Origin of the sequence: Thalassovita taeanensis, from assembly GCF_900110775.1 — a bacterium.
Taxonomy (GTDB): Bacteria; Pseudomonadota; Alphaproteobacteria; order Rhodobacterales; family Rhodobacteraceae; genus Litorimicrobium; species Litorimicrobium taeanense.
In genome coordinates, this window is the sequence record NZ_FOEP01000001.1 from 149,523 (window position 1) to 170,920 (window position 21,398).

The window sequence follows — 21,398 nt, forward strand, 5'->3', positions numbered from 1 at the left end:
CATTTTTTCCTTTCAAAGGTCAGTATATTTGACCTATTGTTGCCCTATACTTGAGCAAGTCACACTGCGTGCGGGAGGCGTCACATGACCAGCCAAAAAGTTTCTTTGAATGACCGTTTCGACCTGGAAAAATCGCCGGTGTTGCTGAATGGCACACAGGCTCTGGTGCGATTGATGCTGATCCAGAAGGCACGGGACGCGGCCGCAGGGCTGAATACGGCAGGATATGTGACCGGATATCGCGGCTCGCCTCTGGGCGCTGTGGATATGCAGATGAACCGGGCGGCCAAGCAGCTGACAGCGGCGGATGTGAAGTTTCACGAAGGTCTGAACGAGGATCTGGCCGCGACGGCACTTTGGGGCGCGCAGCAGGCGGAATTGCGCGGTGAGGGCAAATTCGACGGTGTTTTCGGGCTTTGGTACGGCAAGGGGCCGGGCGTGGACCGGTCGGGCGATGTGATGCGGCACGCCAATATGGCCGGCACGTCACAGCATGGTGGCGTGCTGATGGCGATGGGCGATGACCACACCGGTGAAAGCTCGACCGTGTTGCACCAGAGCGAATGGGCGATGGTGGATGCCTATATGCCGGTGGTCAGCCCGGCAGGTGTGCAGGAGATTCTGGACTATGGCATCTATGGCTATGCGCTGAGCCGGTTTTCCGGGCTTTGGGTCGGGCTCAAGACCATGAAGGACACGGTCGAGGCAACTGCGGTTGTGGATGGCCGCCCCGACCGGATGAACCTGATTTTCCCTGAGGTCGAGATGCCCGAGGGCGGGTTGAACATCCGGCTGGTGGATACGCCGACCGCGCAAGAAGCGCGGATGATTGATTACAAGCGGTTCGCGGCCGAGGCGTTCAGCCACGCCAACAAGATGGACAAGCGGGTTTGGGGCAAGCCGGGGGCCAAGATTGGTTTCGTGGCGGCCGGCAAGAACTGGTTGGACCTGCTGCATGCGCTGAGCCTGCTGAACATCGATGAAGCCGAGGCCGAGCGGTTGGGCATCACGACCTATAAGATCGGGCAGACCTTTCCGCTGGACATGATCGGGTTTCATGACTGGGCCGAGGGGCTGGATCTGATTGTGGTGGTCGAAGAAAAGCGCAAGCTGATCGAGGTTCAGATCAAGGAAGCGATCTTTAACGACCGGCGCGGGCGGCGGGTCTATGGTTGGCACAAGGGCGGCGGCGCGGGGTCGATGCACGGCGAAGAGCTGTTTCCGACGCGCGGCGCACTGGACCCGATCTGGATCGCTGAGAAGCTGGGCGGTATCCTGATCGAGGAAGGCCGCGACACGGATGGCATCAAGGCCGGATTGTCGGCGCTGTCGGATGCACGGCGCAATGACAATGCGCAAGAGATCGCCAGCCGCTTGCCGTATTTCTGCTCGGGCTGTCCGCACAACAGCTCGACCAAGGTGCCGGATGGCAGTCGCGCTTATGCCGGGATCGGCTGTCACTATATGGTGCAGTGGATGGACCGTGAGACGCTTGGGTTTACCCATATGGGGGCAGAGGGCGCGAACTGGATCGGCGAGGCGCCGTTTTCGAAAACCGGGCATGTGTTCCAGAACCTTGGCGACGGGACCTATAACCACTCGGGCGTGCAGGCGATCCGGGCGGCTTTGGCGTCGGATGCGAATATCACCTACAAGATCTTGTACAACGATGCGGTGGCGATGACTGGCGGGCAGCCGAATGAGGGCGGGTTGACAGCGTATCGGATCGTGGACGAGATCAAGGCGATGGGCGTGCGGAATATCGCTGTTGTCTATGATGCGAAGGAAGAGGTGGACCTGGACCGCTTTCCCAAGGATGTGGAAAAGTTCGAGCGGGCGGATTTCCAGTCTGTTCAAGAGAAATACCGCGAAATCAAGGGCGTATCCGCCATTGTCTATATCCAGACATGTGCTGCGGAAAAGCGCCGTCGCCGCAAACGGGGCACGTTCCCGGACCCGGACAAGCGGGTATTCATCAACACCGATGTTTGCGAGGGCTGCGGCGATTGCGGGGTGCAGTCGAACTGCGTGTCGATCGTTCCGGTCGAGACCGAGCTGGGCCGCAAGCGGGCGATTGATCAGTCGAGCTGCAACAAGGATTTCAGCTGTGTGAAAGGGTTCTGCCCCAGCTTTGTGACGCTGGAAGGCGCGGTGGTGAAGAAGGCGCAGACTGCGTCGCTGGACCTGCCAGACCTGCCCATGCCAGTGCTGCCCGCGATTGATGGCACGTTCAACGTGGTGATTACCGGCGTCGGCGGCACCGGCGTTGTGACCATCGGCGCGGTGTTGGCGCAGGCGGCACAGATTGATGGCAAGGGTGCCGGCATGATGGAAATGGCCGGGTTGGCGCAGAAGGGCGGCGCGGTGCATATCCATTGCCGGATTGCCGAGCAGCCCGGTGATATCAGCGCCGTGCGTGTGGCCACGGGCGAGGCGCATGCGCTGATCGGCGGCGATCTAGTGGTCAGTGCCGGGGCGAAAACGCTGGGGCTGACGCGCACCGGGCAGACCGGGGCCGTGGTCAACAGCCACGAGATCATTACCGGAGATTTCACCCGCGACACGGAATTTTCGCTGCCGTCGGACCGGTTGGCGCTGGCGCTTGAGGCGCGGTTGCAGGATCGGGTGATGCTGTTTGATGCGTCCGAGCTGGCCAAGGTGACGCTGGGGGATTCGATTTTCTCGAACATGATGATCTTCGGGGCGGCGTGGCAGCGCGGGTTGATCCCACTGAGCTTTGACGCGATTGAACAGGCGGTCGAGTTGAACGGGGCGGCTGTTGAGAAGAACCTGCGCGCGTTCGAGATTGGCCGTTGGGCGGCGCTTTACCCACAGGACGCCGCGCGGGTGTTGACCCCTGCGAAGGTGGTCGAAAAGCCCAAGACCCTGGACGAGAAAATCGCATTCCGGGCGGCGCATCTGGTGACGTATCAGGGTAACCGATTGGCGAAACGCTATGGCAAGCTGGTGGGCGGCGTCAGTGACCCGCGCCTGAAAGAAGCTGTGGCGAAGGGATATCACAAGTTGCTGGCCTATAAGGATGAATACGAGGTGGCGCGGTTGCTGTCGGACACGCAGGCGAAAGCGGCGGAGCAGTTTGATGGCGATTACCGGATGACTTTCCACATGGCGCCGCCGATCCTGTCAAAGATGGGCAGCGACGGTCGCCCGGTGAAGCGGGAATTCGGACCCGGCATGTTGCGGTGGTTGCGGCTTCTGGCGAAGGGTAAGCGGTTGCGCGGCACCGCGCTGGACCCGTTTGGCCGCACGGCCGAGCGGCGGATGGAGCGGGCGCTTATCGCGCAATATGAGGCAGATATGGCGGATGTGCTGCCCAAGGTGACGCCCGCGACGCTGGACAGCATCGTGGCGCTGGCGGAATTGCCGCTGCTGATCCGTGGGTTCGGCCCGGTGAAAGAGGCAAACGAGGCCAAGGCGGCCAAGACCCGCGAAGCCTTGTTGGCGCAGATTCGGGCTGGGGGAACTCCCATGGCAACCGCAGCGGAATAAGGCGCAGGATCGGGGCTTGGGCCCCGATCTTCACAATACGTTCATAAAAGCTGGCCAGACTCGCGCGAACCGCTTATTTGAAGCGGCGAGTTCCAGAGGATAATCCGTATGACACAACACCGTCATATTGCCCGTGACATAAGCTATGCCCATTCGGCGGAAACCCGCAGTGGTCGGACGATGATCCGTGTGATGGAAAACGTCACCGGGCGCATTGGCCTGATCAAGCGTGCGCGCGGGTACGAGGTCGATGTGGCGAATGGGCTGGATTTCTGGCAGGTGATCGTCGAACGCTATGGTCTGTCACTGGAGGTGGTGGCCGGATCACTGGACAATATCCCCAAAACCGGCCCGCTGATCCTGATTGCCAACCATCCTTATGGCATTCTGGACGGGCTGATGATGGGGCATATCCTGTCGCGTACGCGGGGCGATTTCCGCATTCTGGCGCATCAGGTGTTTCGCAAGGCCGAGGATTTGAGCAAGGTGATCCTGCCGATCTCGTTCGATCAGACCAAAGAGGCGGTGCAGCTGAACCTTGAGACCCGCAAAGAGGCGTTGAGGTATCTGGCACAGGGCGGGGCGATCGGGATTTTCCCCGGTGGCACGGTGTCCACCGCGGCCAAGCCGCTGGCGCAGCCGATGGATCCGGGCTGGCGCGGGTTTACCGCGCGGATGGTTGCCAAATCCGAGGCCACGGTGGTGCCGGTGTTCTTCGATGGCCACACCAGCCGGATGTTTCAGATCGCAAGCCACATGCACTCGACGCTGCGGATGGGGTTGCTGATCAAGGAGTTCGCCAAGCGGTTGGACACACCGGTGCGTGTGGCCATCGGGCAGCCGATCGCGCGCGAAGAGTTGCAGGCGCGACGCTCGGATGCAAAAGCAATGATGGATTTCCTGCGCAAAGCGACGTATGAGCTGTCTCCGACACCGCTCAAATCCTATGACTACGGCTTTGAGTTCGAAGAGAAACACCGCGCGTAAGCCGGGACAACACAGGCCGGAGCCATGGCAGTAGGCATTTTTGACAGCGGATTGGGCGGGTTGACGGTTTTGGATGCCGCCACGAAACGCTTGCCCGACGTGCCGTTTGTATATTTCGGCGACAATGCGCACACACCTTACGGGGTGCGCGACGCGCAGGACATCTATGATCTGACCACGGCATCGGTTTCGCGGCTGTGGGAGGCGGGCTGTGATCTGGTGATTCTGGCCTGCAATACCGCCAGCGCGGCGGCGCTGCGGCGTATGCAGGAAAGCTGGATCCCGACCGACAAGCGGGTTTTGGGCGTGTTCGTGCCACTGATCGAGGCGCTGACCGAGCGGCAGTGGGGCGACAACTCGCCGCCGCGCGAGGTGGCTGTGAAGCATGTGGCGTTGTTTGCGACGCCTGCAACGGTGGCCAGTCGCGCCTTTCAACGCGAGCTGGCGTTTCGCGCCATCGGTGTCGATGTCGAGGCGCAGGCCTGCGGCGGAGTTGTCGATGCGATTGAAGAGGGCGATATGATCTTGGCCGAGGCGCTGGTGCGTGGCCATGTGGACGCGCTGAAGCGCAAGATGCCCACGCCAGAAGCCGCGATTTTGGGGTGTACTCATTATCCGCTGGTGCAGGACGTGTTTCAGGACGCGCTTGGACCGGATGTGCAGGTCTATTCACAGGCTGATCTGGTGGCTGAAAGTCTGGCGGATTACCTGACCCGGCACCCGAAGATGATCGGAACCGGGACCGAGTCGATGTTTTTGACCACAGGCGACCCGCGCACAGTTTCAGCGCGGGCGACGCAGTTCCTGCGACGAAAGATCGAGTTTCAGGCCGCCTGATTGATCATGGTCAAGGCGGTTACTGTTCGTCTGTTATATTTCAACCTCACCGCGCGGCCCGATTGGCCCGCGTCATAAGGAACAAGAAGAATGCCGCATAAAATCGCCATTCTCGGGGCTTCGGGTTATACTGGAGCAGAGCTTGTCCGGCTGATTGCCACTCATCCCGCCATGGAGATCGTGGCGATGGCCGCGAATTCCAAGGCCGGTCTGAAAATGGCTGACGTGTTTCCGCACCTGCGCCATCTGGCGCTGCCCGATCTGGTCAAGATCGAGGAAATTGATTTCTCGGGGGTGGACCTGTGCTTTTGCGCGCTGCCGCATGCGACCAGTCAGGAAGTGATCCGCGATTTGCCGAAGTCCTTGAAAATTGTCGATCTTTCGGCGGATTTCCGGCTGCGTGATCCGGCGGAGTACAAGAAATGGTATGGCAATGATCATGCCGCGCTGGAGTGTCAGGCAGAGGCTGTTTATGGCCTGACCGAGTTTTACCGCAATGAGATCCGTACCGCGCGGTTGGTGGCAGGCACAGGGTGCAACGCGGCGACCGGGCAATATGCGCTGCGGCCGCTGATCGCCGCGGGCGTGATTGATCTGGACGAGATCATTCTGGACCTGAAATGTGCGGTCTCTGGCGCCGGGCGCAGCCTGAAGGAAAACCTGCTGCACGCCGAGCTGAGCGAGGGCTATCACGCCTATGCCGTCGGGGGCACGCATCGGCATCTGGGCGAGTTCGATCAGGAATTCAGCGCGGTCGCCGGCCGGCCGGTCAGGGTGCAGTTCACGCCGCATCTGATTCCGGCGAACCGGGGTATTCTGGCGACGGTGTATGTGCGGGGCGATGCGGACGCGGTGCATGAAACGCTGGCCGCCACCTATGCCGAGGAGCCTTTTTTGCAGGTGCTTCCCTTTGGTCAGCATCCCAGCACGCGGCATATCCGTGGCTCGAATTTCTGTCATATCGGGGTGGTGGCGGACCGTATTCCGGGGCGGGCGATTGTGGTCGCGGCGCTGGATAACCTGACAAAAGGTAGCAGCGGGCAAGCCTTGCAGAATGCCAATCTGATGTTAGGTGAAGAAGAGACGGCGGGGCTGATGTTGGCTCCGTGTTTTCCGTAACCGGGCAGGGAGAGACCGATGAAGGGGCTGAAAAAGAAACGCCGGATTCAGGTGGTCGCGCTGGCGGCTGTGGCCTTGTTGCTGGCCACTGGGTTGATCGGCTATGGGATGCGGGACGGCATCAACTTTTTCCGCGCGCCCAGTCAGGTCATGGCGGACCCGCCCGGCCCGCGCGAGACGTTTCGCATTGGCGGGCTGGTTGAAGAAGGCACATTGCAGCGCGGTCAGGGCGAGACGATCCGGTTCAGCGTGACCGATGGCGGCGCGTCTGTGCCTGTGACCTATGCAGGGGTTCTGCCGGATCTGTTTGAGGAAAATCAGGGGATGATCGGCACTGGTCGCTACGTGAACGGCGTATTTGAAGCCTCTGAAATTCTTGCAAAACACGACGAAAGCTACATGCCGAAAGAGGTCGTGGACGCGCTCAAGGAACAGGGCGTGTATCAGGCGCCCGACAGCTGATTTCGCCGCGCCCGCACGCTGCATTGCACCTGCATTAACCAATTGGCCCCAGCCTTATCCAAGTATCAGGATAAAGCCGGGGTTTTTTCATGCAAGATGTCAGGCAGATCGCGAACGAGATCGTCACCCGTGAGGGTGGCTTTGTAGATGACCGGGATGATCCGGGCGGGGCGACAAATTACGGGGTGACCATTCATACGCTGCGGCGTCTTGGGCTGGATCTGACCGGCGACGGGCGGGTAACTACGGCGGATGTGCGCGCGCTGAGCCGTGATCGGGCGGTCGAGATTTTCCTTGCCGAATACTATGCCCGCCCGCGGATTGATACCTTGCCCGAGGGGCTGCGGCCCAGCGTGTTTGACATGTATGTCAATGCCGGAGCGAATGCCGTCAAGATCCTGCAACGCCTGCTGCGGCAGATGGGCCATGAGGTGGCGGTGGACGGGGTGATTGGAGCGCAGACGGCGCAGGCGGCGCAGGTGGCGGACGCGGCGGCGCCCAAGCATCTGGCTGATGCGTACGGGATCGCGCGGCGCAATTATTACTTTCGTCTGGCCGATTCGCGCCCGGCCAGCCGCAAATACGCCCGCACGCGGGCGGGTGGCAAAGGTGGTTGGATCCACCGGGCCGAGGCGTTTATCAGCCCGCGCTATCATCTGAGTGACGCCGAATTCCGTCAGAGGGTGGCGAAATGGGGCTGATCGAGCGCGCGTTCAATGTGGTTTTCGGCAATGATCGCAATGTATTGCGTGACACCGTTGAGGTGTTTCACGAAAACACCGAAGCGCGTGCGGCGCGCGATGTCATCGTGCGGCGGGCAGCACTGGACCAGTTCGGGGCCGAGTTCATCGCCCCGCAACGTGGGCTTTTTGACCGTCTGATGGATGCACTGAACCGGCTGCCACGACCCGGGTTGGCGCTTGGCACGCTTGGCATGTTCGTGGCGGCGATGGTCGATCCGGTATGGTTCGCGGCGCGAATGCAGGGAATCGCGCTCGTCCCCGAGCCCTTGTGGTGGCTGCTGGGCGCGATCGTGTCATTCTATTTCGGGGCGCGACATCAGACCAAGGGGCAGGAGTACCACGCTCGTATGGCCGAGGCGATGACCCGCGTGCCGCAGGTTGTGGGCGCGATCCGGGCGCTTGAGGGCAGCAGCCCCGGCGCGGCAGATACCGGGCGCGATGCGGCGGCGCAGCAACAGGCGATCACGCCAGAGGCCAATACCGCGCTGGAAGACTGGCGGGAAAGTGGCGGGCGCGAGGGGCGGTGAAGGCCGCGACAATGTGAACCGCGGTGCGTGCTGAAACCGATTGGCCCGCGCGATGCCAGGCTCTATAACGAGGTCATGATTACAGAGCTTGGCCACTTCGCCCTTATCCTCGCCTTCCTTGTCGCCTGCGTGCAGGCCGTCGTTCCGCTGATCGGGGCGCATAAGCGCTGGCCGGGGTGGATGGCCGTGGCCGAACCTGCGGCAACAGCGCAGTTTCTGCTGACGGCCTTTTCCTTCGGGGCGCTGACGCATGCGTTTGTGACCTCGGATTTCTCGCTGCGGCTGGTGGTCCTGAACTCGCATTCGCTTAAGCCGATGCTGTACAAAGTGTCCGGCGTCTGGGGCAACCACGAGGGCTCGATGTTGCTGTGGGTGCTGATCCTGACGCTGTTTGGCGCAATGGCGGCTTGGTTTGGTGGCAACTTGCCGCCCAGCCTGCGGGCGCGGGTGCTTGCGGTGCAATCGGCGATCTCGGTGGCGTTTTTTGCCTTTATCCTGTTCACTTCGAACCCGTTTTTGCGGCTGGCCGTGCCACCGTTTGATGGCGAGGATTTGAACCCGCTGTTGCAGGACCCGGGTTTGGCGTTTCATCCCCCGTTCCTGTATCTGGGCTATGTCGGGTTGAGCATGGCGTTTTCTTTTGCCGTGGCAGCACTGATCGAGGGGCGGGTCGATGCAGCTTGGGCCCGCTGGGTGCGGCCTTGGACGCTGGCGGCGTGGGTTTTCCTGACAATCGGAATCGGGCTTGGGTCATGGTGGGCCTATTACGAATTGGGCTGGGGCGGGTTCTGGTTCTGGGATCCGGTTGAGAATGCCAGCTTCATGCCATGGTTGATCGCGGCGGCACTGCTGCACTCGGCTATCGTGGTCGAGAAACGCGAAGCGCTGAAAAGCTGGACCATTTTGCTGGCGATCATGGCGTTTGGCTTCAGCCTGATCGGCACATTCATTGTGCGATCCGGGGTGATCACCTCGGTCCACGCCTTTGCCAATGACCCCGAGCGCGGCGTGTTCATTCTGATGATTCTGGCGGTGTTCATGGGCGGGGCACTGATCCTTTATGCCGCGCGCGCCAGTGTGATGGAGGCCAAAGGCGTATTCGGGCTGGTCAGTCGTGAAAGCGCGCTGGTGTTGAACAATATCCTGCTGGCTGTCAGTGCGTTTGTGGTATTCATCGGCACGATCTGGCCGCTGGTGGCCGAAATTGCCTTTGATCGCAAATTGTCCGTCGGCGCGCCGTTCTTCAATATGGCGTTCACGCCGTTCATGGTTCTGCTGGGACTGGTTCTGCCGGTGGGCGCGATGATGCCGTGGAAACGTGGGTCGATCGCGCGGACGGCAAAGCCACTGATCCCGGTATTTGTGCTGGCGCTGGCGTTGGCCGGTCTGGCGTGGGCGATGCAGTCGGGGCGCAGCCTGCTGGGGCCGGTCGGGCTGTTTCTGGGGAGCTGGCTGGTGTTTGGCGCGGCGGTGGATCTTTGGAGCCGCACCGGGCGCGCAGGGGCGGGGCGGTTGCGCCGTATGACGCGCTTGCCGCGTGCTGATTGGGGCAAGGCCGTGGCGCACGGCGGGCTGGGCATTACCATGCTGGGGATCGCCAGCATGATGGCTTGGGAGGCCGAGGATATTCGCGTGGTTCAGCTTGGGGAATCCTACGAGGTTTCGGGCTATACTTTGGTTCTTGATCAGGTAGCGCAGGTCGAGGGGCCAAATTATTTCGCCACGCGCGGTACGGTTAGCCTGTCGAAAGACGGTCGCCCGATTGCCAAGCTGTTCCCGGAAAAGCGGAATTATCCGGTGGCGCGCATGCCCACGACCGAAGCGGCGATTGACGGCAGGTTTCTGCGCGACATCTATGTGGTGATCGGCGATCCGCAGGCGGACGGGGGGTGGGCAGTACGGACCTACTTCAAGCCGCTGGCCAACTGGATCTGGGGCGGCGCGATTTTGATGGCGCTTGGTGGCGCGCTGAGCCTATCGGACCGGCGCTATCGCGTGGCGGCAGGGGCGCGCAAAGCCAAGGTTGCGGGGGTTCCTGCGGAATGAAGCGCCTATTTTTGATCCTGTGCCTGATCGCCGCGCCTGCATTCGCCGTGCAGCCAGACGAGGTTTTGTCTGACCCGGCGCTGGAGGCGCGGGCGCGGACGATTTCCAAGGATTTGCGCTGTCTGGTTTGTCGCAACGAGAACATCGACGATTCCAATGCCGAACTGGCCCGCGACCTGCGCCTGATGGTGCGCGAGCGCCTTGTGGCGGGGGACAGTGACGAGGCGGTCGTTCGCTATGTCGTTGATCGGTACGGCGAATATGTGCTGCTGAGGCCGACCACCGGCGGGGCGAACTGGCTGCTTTGGGCTGCTGGGCCGCTGATGCTGTTGGGCGGGCTGGGGATGGGGCTGGTGTATCTGCGGAAACGGCAGGCCGCACCGGAGCAGGGCAGTGCTGCGTTGAGCGATGAGGAACAGGCCCGCCTGAATGATATTCTGAAGGAGTGACGCGGGGTTTTGGCTTTTCCCTGACCGGCGTGCGGATATGCTGCGCGCAAACGGACAGGGAGGCCATCCATGGATTATCAGACCATTACGCTGGACATCAGCGAGTCGATTGCGGTTTTGACGCTGAACCGCGCAGACAAGATGAATGCGCTCAACACCCAAATGCGAGCCGAGATTGCCCATGCTGCGCAAGAGGCCGGGCGCAACGCCAAGGTTCTGGTTCTGACCGGGGCCGGTGGCGCGTTTTGCTCAGGCCAGGATCTGAGCGACCAGGCAAATTTGGGCAATCTGGATATGGAGCGCACGCTGCGTGACGAATATCTGCCGATGCTCAAGGCGATCTATGATTGCCCGATCCCGACGATCAGTGCCGTGAACGGCGCGGCGGCCGGTGCAGGAGCCAATCTGGCGCTGGCGGCGGATGTGGTGATTGCGACGGAAAGCGCCTATTTTCTGCAGGCATTCACCCGAATTGGCCTGATCCCCGACGCGGGCGGCACCTATTGGATGACCCGGAATATGGGCTCGGCCAAGGCGATGGGCGCGGCGCTGTTTGCCGACAAGATCAGTGCGCGTCAGGCCGATGACTGGGGGCTGATCTGGGAGGCCGTGCCAGATGCCGAGTTTGAAGCGCTCTGGAAGGCGCGGGCGGCACATCTGGCGAAGGGGCCGACGCTGGCCTATGGTCACGTCAAAGAGGCGATCCGTGGCAGTTGGGACAACACGCTGGAGCAGCAGCTTTCAGTGGAAGGCCACAAGCAGGGCGCTTGCGGGCAAAGCCGTGATTTCCAAGAGGGTGTTATGGCATTTCTGGAAAAGCGCCCAGCGAAATATCAGGGCCGCTGAGCCGCTGATTGAAGGCTTGCCCACGCATGAAAACGGCCGCCCATTGGGCGGCCGTTTTAAGTTCAAGCTGTTAAAACCTTAGCGGTTTTCGACGTCCACATAGTCGCGGGCGGTGGCGCCAAGATACAGCTGACGCGGGCGACCGATTTTCATCTGCGGATCTGCAATCATCTCTTTCCACTGCGAGATCCAGCCGACGGTGCGCGACAGCGCAAAGATCGGAGTAAACATCGACGTCGGGAAGCCCATCGCTTCGAGGATGATGCCCGAATAGAAATCGACATTCGGGAACAGCTTTTTCTCAATGAAATAAGGATCATTGAGGGCCACATGCTCCAGCTCTTTGGCGACTTGCAGCAGCGGGTTATCTTGCACGCCCAGCAGTTCCAGAACCTCGTCCGCCGAGTTTTTCAGAACTTTGGCGCGCGGGTCGGTGTTCTTGTAAACGCGGTGACCAAAGCCCATCAGACGGAACGGATCGTTCTTGTCTTTGGCGCGGGCGATGAATTCGGGGATACGATCCACGGTGCCAATTTCGCGCAGCATTTCCAGACACGCCTGGTTCGCGCCACCATGGGCAGGGCCCCACAGGCACGCAATACCCGCTGCAATAGAGGCGAACGGGTTGGCACCTGAAGACGACGCCAGACGCACGGTCGAGGTCGAGGCATTCTGCTCGTGATCGGCGTGCAGGGTCAGGATGCGGTCCATGGCGCGGGCCAGAATCGGATCAACCTCGTATTTCTCGGCCGGGACCGAGAAGCACATGTGCAGGAAGTTCGCCGCATAATCCAGATCGTTGCGCGGATAGACGAAGGGTTGTCCGATCGAATACTTATAGGCCATCGCGGCGATCGTCGGCAGTTTAGCCACCAGACGGATCGAGGCGACCTCGCGCTGCCAGGGGTCATTGACGTCTGCACTGTCGGCATAGAAGGCCGACATGGCGCCGACGACACCAACCATCGTGGCCATCGGATGCGCGTCGCGACGGAAGCCGCGGAAGAAGTTGTGCATCTGCTCATGCACCATGGTGTGATGCGTGACGCGGGTTTCGAAATCTTCCAGCTGGGTCGCGGTCGGCAATTCACCGTAAAGCAGCAGATAGCAGACTTCGAGATAATGCGATTTCGCAGCAAGCTGGTCGATCGGATAGCCGCGATGCAGAAGGATGCCTTCGTCACCGTCGATATAGGTGATGGTGCTGTCGCAGGCGGCGGTCGAGGTGAAGCCGGGATCGTAGGTGAACACGCCTGCCTGACCGTAAAGTTTGCGAATGTCGATCACCTCCGGGCCAGCGGTTGGGGTGAACATCGGCAAATCAAAGGTCTTGCCGTCAAAACTCAGAGTTGCCGTTTTGGTCGGTTCAGTCATGGTGTTCCCTTCATCACTGGCCTCATGTGCGGACCACATGGGCGTTTGCTATTCCAATTTACCTTGAGGAGAGGTTAATTCATTCACCCCTCAGGCAGCTGCGTCGGTCAACCGGGCCAGCGTTTCGGCCTGCCCAAGGACCAGCATCATGTCAAAAACGCTGGGTGTCACACTACGCCCCGCAAGAGCGGCCCTCAAGGGGCCTGCCAGCTTGCCGAACTTGATGCCCTGCGTTTCTGCGAAACGGTTGGTGACGGCTTCCAGATCGTCACGCGTCCAGCTAGCATTTTGCAGCTGCGGCGTCAATTGCTTCAGTATACCACGGGATACATTGTCGAGTTGAGCCGCAGCTTTGTCATCTGGTACGATTGGGCGGTCAGACATGATAAATGCAGCTTTTTCAACGAGTTCTGGGAAGGTCTTCGCGCGTTCTTTGAGGCAGTACATCGCGGACTGTATCAACGTGGCCCGCGCCGGGCTTAGGTCTGGCTGGTTCGTGATCCGTAAAAATGCCTGTAGCTCATGCAGCAGTGCAGCATCATCCGATGCGGCGATATGCTGACCACAGAGATTCTCGAGCTTCTTGAAGTCGAACCGCGCCGCAGATTTTCCGATTCCGCCGAAATCAAACCATTCTTTTGCCTGCGCATCGGTGAAAAATTCGTCATCTCCGTGGCTCCAGCCCAGACGCGCAAGGTAATTGCGCATTCCGGCAGCGGGATAGCCCATGGCCTGATATTCTTCGACCCCCAAAGCGCCGTGGCGTTTGGACAGTTTCTTGCCGTCGGGGCCATGGATCAGCGGAATATGCGCCCAGACCGGGACGTTCCAGCCCATCGCATCATAGATCATCATCTGGCGCGCGGCATTGTTCAGGTGATCATCCCCCCGGATCACATGGGTCACACCCATGTCGTGGTCATCGACGACAACGGCCAGCATGTACACAGGAGTGCCGTCCGAACGTAACAGAACCATGTCATCAAGCTGATCGTTGCGGATGGTCACGTCGCCCTGAACCTGATCGCGGATCACGGTTGCGCCGTCCTGCGGGGCCTTGATCCGCACGACAAACGGCGCGTCGGGATGGCTGGCGGAATCCGCGTCCCGCCAAGGGCTGCGGTACAGGGTCGAGCGCCCCTCGGCGCGCGCGGCATCGCGGAAGGTGGTGATCTCGTCTTGGGTGGCAAAGCACTTATAGGCTTTGCCTTCGGCCAGAAGGTGATGCGCAACCTCGGCATGACGGTCCGCGCTGTCAAACTGGCTGACCACATCGCCGTCGTGGTCCAGTCCCAGCCAATCGAGCCCTTTCAGGATCGCGGCTGTTGCCTCGGGAGTGGAGCGTTCGCGGTCCGTGTCCTCGATCCGCAGCAGGAATTTTCCCCCCCGACCACGGGCATAGAGCCAATTGAACAATGCGGTGCGCGCACCACCGATATGCAGATAGCCCGTGGGCGAGGGCGCGAAACGGGTGACGATTTGCGAGGACATGAGAGACTTAACCTTTCGGTAACCATGTGGGGGTTAGCGTTGCCGCCTGTCTATCGACCCGCCGATGCGAGGACAAGAGTTGCAACTGTTCACCCTGATCGGAGCGGCCCTTGTTGGCCAGCGCGGCCATCTTTTTCACTGGGTGCCGGTTTGTCTGTCGATCGGAATCGGGGGGTATTTCGCGCTGCTGAGCGAGCCGGGTTGGCCGATTTATGGCGGATTGGCAGTTGCAGTTACGGTTTTGTCGGGGCTGGCCTGGCACGCACGGCCCGAGGTGGCGCCGCTGATCTGGGCCGTGATGCTGATTGCGGCGGGCGTCGCGCTGGCGGGCGCCCGGGCGCATGCGGTGGCGGAGCCGGTTCTGGGTTGGCGATACTATGGCCCGGTCGAGGGGCGCGTGGTCGGGATCGATCGTTCGGGCAGTGATGCGCTCAGGTTGACGCTGGACAGGGTGGTTCTGCGTGACACTGATCCAGCCCGTACGCCCGCGCGCGTGCGGGTGTCGCTGCACGGTGACCGGGCTTGGCATGACCCTGCGCCGGGGCAGGTAGTGATCCTGACCGCGCACCTGTCGCCGCCCTCTGGCCCGGTTGAACCCGGTGGGTTCGATTTCCGCCGCCACGCCTGGTTTCAAGGCGTGGGTGCCGTGGGCTACAGTCGCACGCCGGTGCTGTTGCTGGAACCAAACCAAGGGGGCATGCCGGTTTTTGCGGCCCGTATGGTCCTGTCAGATAAGGTTCAGCGTGCCTTGCCGGATGAAGTCGGCGCATTTGCTGCCGCGATCATGACCGGGGATCGCTCAGGAATGGGGCAGGACACGCTGGAGGCGCTGCGCGCCTCGAATCTGGCGCATCTTCTGGCGATCTCCGGGCTGCATATGGGGCTGCTGGCCGGGTTCGTTTTTGCTGCGTTCCGACTGGGGTTTGCGGCGGCGCCGGTTGTCGGACTGCGCTTACCGGCCAAGAAGTTGTCTGCGGGCATCGCACTGTCCGTTGCGGCGGGGTATCTGCTGCTGTCAGGCGGCAATATCGCGACCGAGCGCGCCTTTGTGATGGTGGCCGTCATGCTGATCGCTGTGATGTTCGACCGGCGGGCGTTGTCTCTGCGGGCGGTCGCTGTCGCGGCATTGATCGTGCTGGTTTGGCGCCCCGAGGCTTTGCTTGGCCCCGGTTTTCAGATGTCGTTCGCAGCCACGACCGCCTTGGTCGCGGTGTTCGGCGTGATCCGCGATCAAGGGTGGACGCTGGGGCCGCGCTGGTTGCGCCCCGTGATGGCGGTTGTGATCTCTTCTGCGGTGGCGGGCGCTGCGACAGGCCCGGTGGGGGCCGCACATTTCAATCAGCTATCGCATTTTGGCCTGCCTGCGAATCTGTTGTCGGTGCCGTTGATGGGGGTGTTGGTGATGCCATCGGCTGTTGTGGCGGCCTTGCTGATGCCATTTGGCGCCGAAGGCCCGGCCCTGTGGATCATGGGGCTTGGGTTGCGCTGGATCTTGGGCGTGGCGCATTGGGTGGCGGGGCTGGACGGCGCGTTGGGGCAGGTGGTCAGCCCACCTTGGGCGGTCTTGCCGACGATGGCGTTTGGCGCGCTGGTGGTGATCTTGTGGCAGGGGCGCGCGCGGTGGACCGGCTTGGGGGCCTGTTTTCTGGCGGCAGGACTGTGGGTGCGGGCGGACCGCCCTTTGGTTCTGATCGACGCAACCGGCAACCTTGTCGGAGTGATGACGGATCAGGGGCGTGCGCTCAGCAAGCCGCGCGGTGCAGGCTTTGCGGCACGGAACTGGTTGGAAAACGATGGTGACGGAGCGGATCAGGCCGAGGCAGCAGTGCGCTGGCCTGAGACGGTGCGCGTGAATGGGCTGACCTTGCGGGCGCTGTCCGGCAAACGCGCGGCGACAAACGCCACATGTCTGCAAGGCGAGTGGCTGATCAGCAATGTGGTTTTACCGGAAAACCTGCCGTGCCGGGTCACTGACCCACATATCCTGTCACAAATCGGCGCGCTGGCGGTGTATTCCGGCGATCCATCGCGGATCATTTCGGTTCGGGACCTCACGGGCGTGCGGCTTTGGAGTGTTGGGCCGAAGCCGCGCAAACAGGCGGCATCGGCGCCCGCTCAGTAGCTGCGGATCAACCCGACAAGACGGCCCTGCACCTTGACCATATCCTCGGGGAACACTCGCGTTTCATAGGCGGGATTGGCGGCCTCAAGCGCGATCGCGTTGCCGCGGCGCGAAAACCGCTTCAGCGTGGCCTCGTGATCTTCGACCAGCGCCACGACGATATCGCCGTTACTGGCCACCGATGTTTCGCGGATAATTACCACATCGCCATCGTTGATCCCGGCCTCGATCATCGAATCGCCTTTTACTTCAAGCGCGTAGTGTTCGCCCTGACCGGACAGCATCGAACCTGGCACGGCCACGGTTGTGGCCGCATGTGAAATCGCCTCGATCGGGACACCGGCGGCGATACGGCCCACCAGCGGCAATTCCATCGCGTGCACCGTGCTGACCGGCATGGCAGCGCGCGGTGATGCAGTCGGGCGATCACCGTCGATCACACGCGGGGTGAAGCTTGCTTCGCCGCCCAAGGCTTCGGGGAGTTTGACAATTTCGATGGCGCGGGCACGGTGTGCCAGACGGCGGATAAACCCGCGTTCTTCCAGCGCTGTGATCAGCCGGTGAATGCCCGATTTCGAGCGCAGATCCAGCGCCTCTTTCATCTCGTCAAAGGATGGGGGAACACCATCACGTTGCACCCGTTTATGGATGAATTCCAACAGATCGAGCTGTTTTTTGGTCAGCATGAACATCTCCCTCCGGTGTGACGGTTTGGATTTGTTCTAGTCATGTTCCTGTTTTGTGTCAAGCGGCTGGTCGCTTGCGCCTCAGAGCGGGATATAGTCGACCTGATCGCCCGTCGCGCGCGGCCCATCGCCCACAGGGCGCAACAGCAGCGCGTTGGCCTCGCTCAGGATGGTCAAAAGCGAGCTGTCCTGCCGATCAAACAGCGTTAGTTGCCCGTCGGCGACGCGGGCGCGCATGTAATGCTCGCGCGGGCCATTCGCCGCCACATCCGTTGTCAACCGAGCCTGCCGTGTTGCGCGCCGCCCGGCGGGCAAGCCCAGCATTGCGTGAACCACCGGCAGCACAAACAGATGGCCGCACACCATGGCCGACACCGGGTTCCCTGGCAGGCCGATCATCGCGGCCTTGCCCATGCGCCCGGCCATCAGCGGTTTTCCGGGGCGCATGGCAACTTTGTAAAACGCCTGCTCCATGCCCAATTCAGCAGCAACTGGACCGACCAGATCGTGATCGCCCACGGATGCGCCGCCAATGGTGATCACCAGATCAGCGCCCTCGGCAAGCTCAAAGGCCATTGCCAGTGAGGCTTCATTGTCACGTGCGATCGGCAGGATACGGGCGTGCGCACCCGCCTGATCCAAAAGCGCCTTAAGCCCGAAGGTGTTCGACGCGATGATCTGATCGGGGCCGGGGGTGTCGCCCGGCATAACCAACTCGTTCCCGGTCGAGATCAGCGCCACATCGGGCCTGCGCCGGACCGGCACCTGCGCGATGTTCATTGCCGCCAGAAGCGCCACGTCGGCCGGGGTCAGACGGCGCGGGGCGGCGATGGGCTGACCGATGACAAAATCAGCCCCGGCGGGGCGGATGTTGGCATTATCGCCCGGATCAGAGGTGATCGTGATGGTCGAGCCGAAGCGGTCGCAATCTTCTTGCAAAAGGACGAAATCAACGCCGTCCGGCACCGGCGCACCGGTGAAAATACGCACGGCCTCGCCTGCGCGCACATCCCCGTCAAAACCTAGTCCGGCAGCGGATTCTCCGATGACTTTGAACTTGGCGTCCAGCGCAACCTCATCGGCGCGCACGCCGTAGCCATCCATCGCCGAGGCGGCAAAGGGCGGTTGATTGCGGGTGGCCTGCACCTCGTGCGCCAGAACCCGGCCTGCGGCCTCGGTCAGCGGAATCAGCTCTTCCGGCAGGGTCGAAACCAGTGAGAAAAGATGCGAAAGCGCTTCGTCAACCGTGATCATTTCGCCTCGTACCGCCCTGATTTTCCGCCATCTTTCAGGACCACGCGAATGCCGCCGATCTCCATTGCTTTGTCCACGGCCTTGGACATGTCATAGACAGTCAGCGCGGTGATGCTGACTGCGGTCAGCGCCTCCATCTCGACCCCGGTCTGGCCGGTGGTCTTGACCGTTGCTTCGATCTGCACGCCGGGAAGGTCGGGGTCCAACGTCAGATCCACCGCCACTTTGGTGACCGGCAGCGGGTGACAGAGTGGGATCAGATCGGGGGTTTTCTTGGCACCCATAATCCCGGCCAGACGCGCGACGCCCAGAACATCCCCCTTCTTGGCGCGGCCTTCTGAAATAATATCAAAGGTTTCGCGTGCCATCTTGATCCACCCCGCAGCCGTAGCCACCCGCGACGTCACGGCCTTGTCCGAGACATCGACCATATGCGCGTCACCCTTGGCGTCGAAATGTGTCAGCCCGCTCATACTTACATCCCGTGCGCGGTCAAAGGGTTGGCCAGCAGCGTTTTCGTCGCGGTGGTCACATCCTCCTGACGCATCAGGCTTTCGCCGATCAGGAAACAGCGCGCGCCGTATCGGGCCAGATCTGCCAGATCCTCGGGCGTACTCAGCCCGCTTTCGGAAACCAGAAGGCGATCGCCCGGCGCGTATTTCGAAAGCTTATGGGTGGTGTCGAGCGTAGTTTCAAAGGTTTTCAGATTGCGGTTATTGATACCGATCAACCGCGACTTCAGCAGTGCGGCACGGCTCATCTCTTCGGCGTCGTGCACTTCTATCAACGCATCCATGCCCCAACGGGTCGCGGCCTCTTCCAACTCGGCTGCCTGCGCGTCGCTGACCGATGCCATGATGATCAAGATGCAATCGGCACCAAGTGCTCGGGCCTCTGCCACCTGATAGGTGTCGTACATGAAATCCTTGCGCAGCACCGGCAGCGAACAGGCGGCGCGGGCCTGCACCAGATACTCTTTGGCGCCTTGAAAGCTAGGGGTATCTGTCAGTACCGACAAGCAGGTTGCCCCACCGGCCTCATAGGCTTTGGCAAGGGTCGCCGGGTCGAAATCGGCACGAATCAACCCCTTGGACGGGCTGGCCTTTTTGATCTCGGCAATCAGGCCATATCCGATGCGGCTCGCCTCGAACAAAGCGTCGGCAAAGGGGCGCACGGGCGGCGCGGCGTGGGCCTCAGCCTCGACCGTTTCCAGCGGTTTGGCGGCCTTGTCGGCCGCGATTTCCTCAAGCTTATAGGCCTTGATCTTGTCCAGAACGGTGCCGGTCATGATGCCTCCGATGTGATGCGCGCCAACGCGTCGAGTTTCTGTTTTGCGGCTCCGCTGTCAAGGCTGTCGCGCGCCATCGCAACGCCATCTTTCAGGTCGGTCACCTTGCCCGCCACCAGCAGGGCGGCGGCGGAATTCAGCAGCACCGCGTCGCGGTAGGCCGACGGCACACCGGCCAGCAGCGCCCGAAAGGCCACAGCGTTTTCCGTAGGGGTGCCGCCAACGATCGCCTCGAACGGATGCACCGGCAGCCCGAAATCGTCGGGGTGCACCTCGAAATCCGAAATGCTGCCATCTTCGTTCAACGCGCTGACCCAGCTGAGGCCCGAAATCGCCAGCTCGTCAGTGCCGTCGCTGCCATGTACCAGCCAGGCTTTCTCGCTGCCCAGTTGGCCAAGGGTTTCCGCCATGGGCCGGATCAGATCGCGGGTAAAGACGCCGGTCAGCTGGCGCTTGACCCCCGCAGGGTTGGTCAGCGGTCCGAGGATGTTGAAAATTGTCCGGGTGCCAAGCTCGGCCCGGACCGGGCCGACATGCGCCATGGCCGGGTGGTGCATTGGCGCCATCATGAACGCGATCCCGCAGGTTTCCAGCGCTTTTTCAACGGTTTGCACGCCAACCATCACACCCACGCCCATTTGCGTAAGCGCATCCGCCGCACCGGATTTTGAGCTAAGGTTGCGGTTGCCATGCTTGGCCACCGGTACGCCCGCACCCGCCACCACAAACGCGGTCGCGGTCGAGATGTTCAGCGTGCCCTTGCCATCGCCCCCGGTGCCAACGATATCCATCGCGCCTTCCGGGGCGCGGACCTTGTGGCATTTCGCCCGCATCACGGTGGCGGCAGCAGTGTATTCGCCAACGGTTTCGCCCCGCGTGCGCAGCGCCATCAAAAGCCCGCCGATCTGGGCCGGGGTCGCTTCGCCCTCGAACAGGATGGTAAAGGCGGCTTCGGCCTCGGCCTCGGTCAGGGGGCGGTCAGCCGCGGCCCCGATCAGTGGTTTCAACGCATCGCTCATGCTGGAACCTTCATAACATTCAGGAAGTTCTGCAACAGTTTATGCCCATGCTGCGAGGCGATGGATTCGGGGTGAAACTGCACGCCATGGATCGGCAGGTCTCGGTGTTGCAGCCCCATGATCGTGCCGTCTTCCAGCTCTGCCGTGACTTCAAGACAGTCGGGCAGGGTGGCACGCTCAACGATCAGCGAGTGATAGCGCGTCGCCTCGAACGGGCTGGGTAGCCCGGCAAACAGGCCTTTGCCGCTGTGGCGGATCAATCCCATCTTGCCATGCACGATCTCGTGGCAGCGCACGACCTTGCCGCCGAAGGCCTGCCCAATGGTCTGATGGCCCAAGCAGACGCCCATCAGTGGCGTTTTGGTTTCCGCCGCCGCTGCCGTCAGCGCCAAGCAGATCCCGGCCTGATCCGGGTCACACGGGCCGGGGGACAGCAAAATCCCGGCTGGGTTCATCGCCATTGCGGCCTGTACATCCAGCGCATCATTGCGTTTCACCACGATATCGGCGCCAAGTTCACCCAGATAGTGAACAAGATTATAGGTAAAACTGTCGTAATTATCGATCAGAAGCAGCATCTGGCCTATCTTTGTGTTTTGGGGGCTAGAGGCCCGTCGCATCGTCGCGGTATACTTGTT

19 protein-coding genes are annotated in these 21,398 nt (G+C 61.5%); 11 read left to right on the forward strand and 8 right to left on the reverse strand.

Features of this window, described 5'->3' with window-relative positions; genetic code table 11:
• Positions 1 to 84: 84 nt before the first annotated feature.
• From BSF79_RS00695 to BSF79_RS00740, 10 genes are all read left to right on the forward strand, one after another.
• Positions 85 to 3,510, forward strand: a complete 3,426-nt coding sequence (locus tag BSF79_RS00695; protein WP_090266840.1) for an indolepyruvate ferredoxin oxidoreductase family protein — start codon at positions 85 to 87, stop codon at positions 3,508 to 3,510.
• A gap of 108 nt (positions 3,511 to 3,618) precedes the next feature.
• Positions 3,619 to 4,497, forward strand: coding sequence for a lysophospholipid acyltransferase family protein (locus BSF79_RS00700; RefSeq protein WP_090266844.1), 879 nt, complete (start codon positions 3,619 to 3,621; stop codon positions 4,495 to 4,497).
• Positions 4,498 to 4,521: 24 nt separating this feature from the next.
• Entirely contained in the window at positions 4,522 to 5,334 is an 813-nt protein-coding gene (locus BSF79_RS00705; protein ID WP_090266846.1) for a glutamate racemase, read from the forward strand.
• Positions 5,335 to 5,424: 90 nt separating this feature from the next.
• Positions 5,425 to 6,453 (forward strand): N-acetyl-gamma-glutamyl-phosphate reductase, encoded by a 1,029-nt coding sequence (argC, locus tag BSF79_RS00710; protein ID WP_090266849.1) that lies wholly within the window; start codon positions 5,425 to 5,427, stop codon positions 6,451 to 6,453.
• 18 nt (positions 6,454 to 6,471) lie between these two features.
• Positions 6,472 to 6,915, forward strand: a complete 444-nt coding sequence (gene ccmE / locus BSF79_RS00715) for a cytochrome c maturation protein CcmE (protein ID WP_090266852.1) — start codon at positions 6,472 to 6,474, stop codon at positions 6,913 to 6,915.
• An 89-nt stretch (positions 6,916 to 7,004) separates the two neighbouring features.
• Positions 7,005 to 7,616: a holin-associated N-acetylmuramidase gene (locus tag BSF79_RS00720; RefSeq protein WP_090266856.1), complete on the forward strand. Its 612-nt coding sequence runs from the start codon at positions 7,005 to 7,007 to the stop codon at positions 7,614 to 7,616.
• Positions 7,607 to 8,185, forward strand: coding sequence for a holin family protein (locus BSF79_RS00725; RefSeq protein ID WP_090266860.1), 579 nt, complete (start codon positions 7,607 to 7,609; stop codon positions 8,183 to 8,185). The genes BSF79_RS00720 and BSF79_RS00725 overlap by 10 nt, the downstream gene beginning before the upstream one ends.
• A 75-nt stretch (positions 8,186 to 8,260) precedes the next feature.
• The gene (locus BSF79_RS00730; RefSeq protein ID WP_090267820.1) at positions 8,261 to 10,231 is read left to right on the forward strand and encodes a heme lyase CcmF/NrfE family subunit; all 1,971 of its coding nucleotides are present in this window, start codon (positions 8,261 to 8,263) and stop codon (positions 10,229 to 10,231) included.
• Positions 10,228 to 10,680 (forward strand): cytochrome c-type biogenesis protein, encoded by a 453-nt coding sequence (locus BSF79_RS00735; RefSeq protein ID WP_090266863.1) that lies wholly within the window; start codon positions 10,228 to 10,230, stop codon positions 10,678 to 10,680. The genes BSF79_RS00730 and BSF79_RS00735 overlap by 4 nt, the downstream gene beginning before the upstream one ends.
• 69 nt (positions 10,681 to 10,749) lie before the next feature.
• Complete coding sequence (locus tag BSF79_RS00740; protein WP_090266867.1) at positions 10,750 to 11,526, forward strand: enoyl-CoA hydratase-related protein; 777 nt, start codon at positions 10,750 to 10,752, stop codon at positions 11,524 to 11,526.
• 78 nt (positions 11,527 to 11,604) lie between these two features.
• On the opposite strand, the gene gltA is transcribed toward BSF79_RS00740, so the two are convergent.
• Both gltA and gltX read right to left on the reverse strand, forming a co-directional pair.
• A complete protein-coding gene (gene gltA / locus BSF79_RS00745; protein ID WP_090267823.1) occupies positions 11,605 to 12,900 on the reverse strand; it encodes a citrate synthase in 1,296 nt (431 codons plus the stop codon).
• Positions 12,901 to 12,990: 90 nt separating this feature from the next.
• Positions 12,991 to 14,391, reverse strand: a complete 1,401-nt coding sequence (gene gltX, locus BSF79_RS00750; RefSeq protein ID WP_090266872.1) for a glutamate--tRNA ligase — start codon at positions 14,389 to 14,391, stop codon at positions 12,991 to 12,993.
• Between the two features lie 64 nt (positions 14,392 to 14,455).
• On the opposite strand from gltX, the gene BSF79_RS00755 reads away from it, so the two are divergent.
• The gene (locus tag BSF79_RS00755) at positions 14,456 to 16,513 is read left to right on the forward strand and encodes a ComEC/Rec2 family competence protein (protein WP_090266880.1); all 2,058 of its coding nucleotides are present in this window, start codon (positions 14,456 to 14,458) and stop codon (positions 16,511 to 16,513) included.
• Here the strand turns inward: BSF79_RS00755 and lexA are convergent.
• From lexA to BSF79_RS00785, 6 genes are all read right to left on the reverse strand, one after another.
• Positions 16,507 to 17,199 (reverse strand): transcriptional repressor LexA, encoded by a 693-nt coding sequence (gene lexA / locus BSF79_RS00760; RefSeq protein WP_090267825.1) that lies wholly within the window; start codon positions 17,197 to 17,199, stop codon positions 16,507 to 16,509. The genes BSF79_RS00755 and lexA overlap by 7 nt on opposite strands.
• A gap of 81 nt (positions 17,200 to 17,280) precedes the next feature.
• Positions 17,281 to 18,453, reverse strand: coding sequence for a molybdopterin molybdotransferase MoeA (locus BSF79_RS00765; protein WP_090266883.1), 1,173 nt, complete (start codon positions 18,451 to 18,453; stop codon positions 17,281 to 17,283).
• Positions 18,450 to 18,926, reverse strand: a complete 477-nt coding sequence (gene moaC, locus BSF79_RS00770) for a cyclic pyranopterin monophosphate synthase MoaC (RefSeq protein ID WP_090266887.1) — start codon at positions 18,924 to 18,926, stop codon at positions 18,450 to 18,452. Before moaC ends, BSF79_RS00765 begins: the two co-directional genes overlap by 4 nt.
• A 2-nt stretch (positions 18,927 to 18,928) precedes the next feature.
• Complete coding sequence (gene trpC / locus BSF79_RS00775) at positions 18,929 to 19,741, reverse strand: indole-3-glycerol phosphate synthase TrpC (protein WP_090266890.1); 813 nt, start codon at positions 19,739 to 19,741, stop codon at positions 18,929 to 18,931.
• Positions 19,738 to 20,760: an anthranilate phosphoribosyltransferase gene (gene trpD / locus BSF79_RS00780; protein WP_090266895.1), complete on the reverse strand. Its 1,023-nt coding sequence runs from the start codon at positions 20,758 to 20,760 to the stop codon at positions 19,738 to 19,740. The genes trpC and trpD overlap by 4 nt, the downstream gene beginning before the upstream one ends.
• A complete protein-coding gene (locus tag BSF79_RS00785; protein WP_090266900.1) occupies positions 20,757 to 21,338 on the reverse strand; it encodes an anthranilate synthase component II in 582 nt (193 codons plus the stop codon). Before BSF79_RS00785 ends, trpD begins: the two co-directional genes overlap by 4 nt.
• Between the last annotated feature and the right edge of the window lie 60 nt (positions 21,339 to 21,398).

What these genes read in the sequence shown, in the direction of transcription:
- BSF79_RS00730 (WP_090267820.1), top strand. Translation starts at nt 8,261, where the DNA reads ATGATTACAGAGCTTGGCCACTTCGCCCTTATCCTCGCCTTCCTTGTC.
- BSF79_RS00765 (WP_090266883.1), bottom strand. Translation starts at nt 18,453, where the DNA reads ATGATCACGGTTGACGAAGCGCTTTCGCATCTTTTCTCACTGGTTTCG.
- BSF79_RS00700 (WP_090266844.1), top strand. Translation starts at nt 3,619, where the DNA reads ATGACACAACACCGTCATATTGCCCGTGACATAAGCTATGCCCATTCG.
- gltA (WP_090267823.1), bottom strand. Translation starts at nt 12,900, where the DNA reads ATGACTGAACCGACCAAAACGGCAACTCTGAGTTTTGACGGCAAGACC.
- lexA (WP_090267825.1), bottom strand. Translation starts at nt 17,199, where the DNA reads ATGCTGACCAAAAAACAGCTCGATCTGTTGGAATTCATCCATAAACGG.
- moaC (WP_090266887.1), bottom strand. Translation starts at nt 18,926, where the DNA reads ATGAGCGGGCTGACACATTTCGACGCCAAGGGTGACGCGCATATGGTC.
- trpC (WP_090266890.1), bottom strand. Translation starts at nt 19,741, where the DNA reads ATGACCGGCACCGTTCTGGACAAGATCAAGGCCTATAAGCTTGAGGAA.
- BSF79_RS00695 (WP_090266840.1), top strand. Translation starts at nt 85, where the DNA reads ATGACCAGCCAAAAAGTTTCTTTGAATGACCGTTTCGACCTGGAAAAA.
- ccmE (WP_090266852.1), top strand. Translation starts at nt 6,472, where the DNA reads ATGAAGGGGCTGAAAAAGAAACGCCGGATTCAGGTGGTCGCGCTGGCG.
- trpD (WP_090266895.1), bottom strand. Translation starts at nt 20,760, where the DNA reads ATGAGCGATGCGTTGAAACCACTGATCGGGGCCGCGGCTGACCGCCCC.
- BSF79_RS00735 (WP_090266863.1), top strand. Translation starts at nt 10,228, where the DNA reads ATGAAGCGCCTATTTTTGATCCTGTGCCTGATCGCCGCGCCTGCATTC.
- BSF79_RS00785 (WP_090266900.1), bottom strand. Translation starts at nt 21,338, where the DNA reads ATGCTGCTTCTGATCGATAATTACGACAGTTTTACCTATAATCTTGTT.
- gltX (WP_090266872.1), bottom strand. Translation starts at nt 14,391, where the DNA reads ATGTCCTCGCAAATCGTCACCCGTTTCGCGCCCTCGCCCACGGGCTAT.
- argC (WP_090266849.1), top strand. Translation starts at nt 5,425, where the DNA reads ATGCCGCATAAAATCGCCATTCTCGGGGCTTCGGGTTATACTGGAGCA.
- BSF79_RS00725 (WP_090266860.1), top strand. Translation starts at nt 7,607, where the DNA reads ATGGGGCTGATCGAGCGCGCGTTCAATGTGGTTTTCGGCAATGATCGC.
- BSF79_RS00720 (WP_090266856.1), top strand. Translation starts at nt 7,005, where the DNA reads ATGCAAGATGTCAGGCAGATCGCGAACGAGATCGTCACCCGTGAGGGT.
- BSF79_RS00740 (WP_090266867.1), top strand. Translation starts at nt 10,750, where the DNA reads ATGGATTATCAGACCATTACGCTGGACATCAGCGAGTCGATTGCGGTT.
- BSF79_RS00755 (WP_090266880.1), top strand. Translation starts at nt 14,456, where the DNA reads ATGCGAGGACAAGAGTTGCAACTGTTCACCCTGATCGGAGCGGCCCTT.
- BSF79_RS00705 (WP_090266846.1), top strand. Translation starts at nt 4,522, where the DNA reads ATGGCAGTAGGCATTTTTGACAGCGGATTGGGCGGGTTGACGGTTTTG.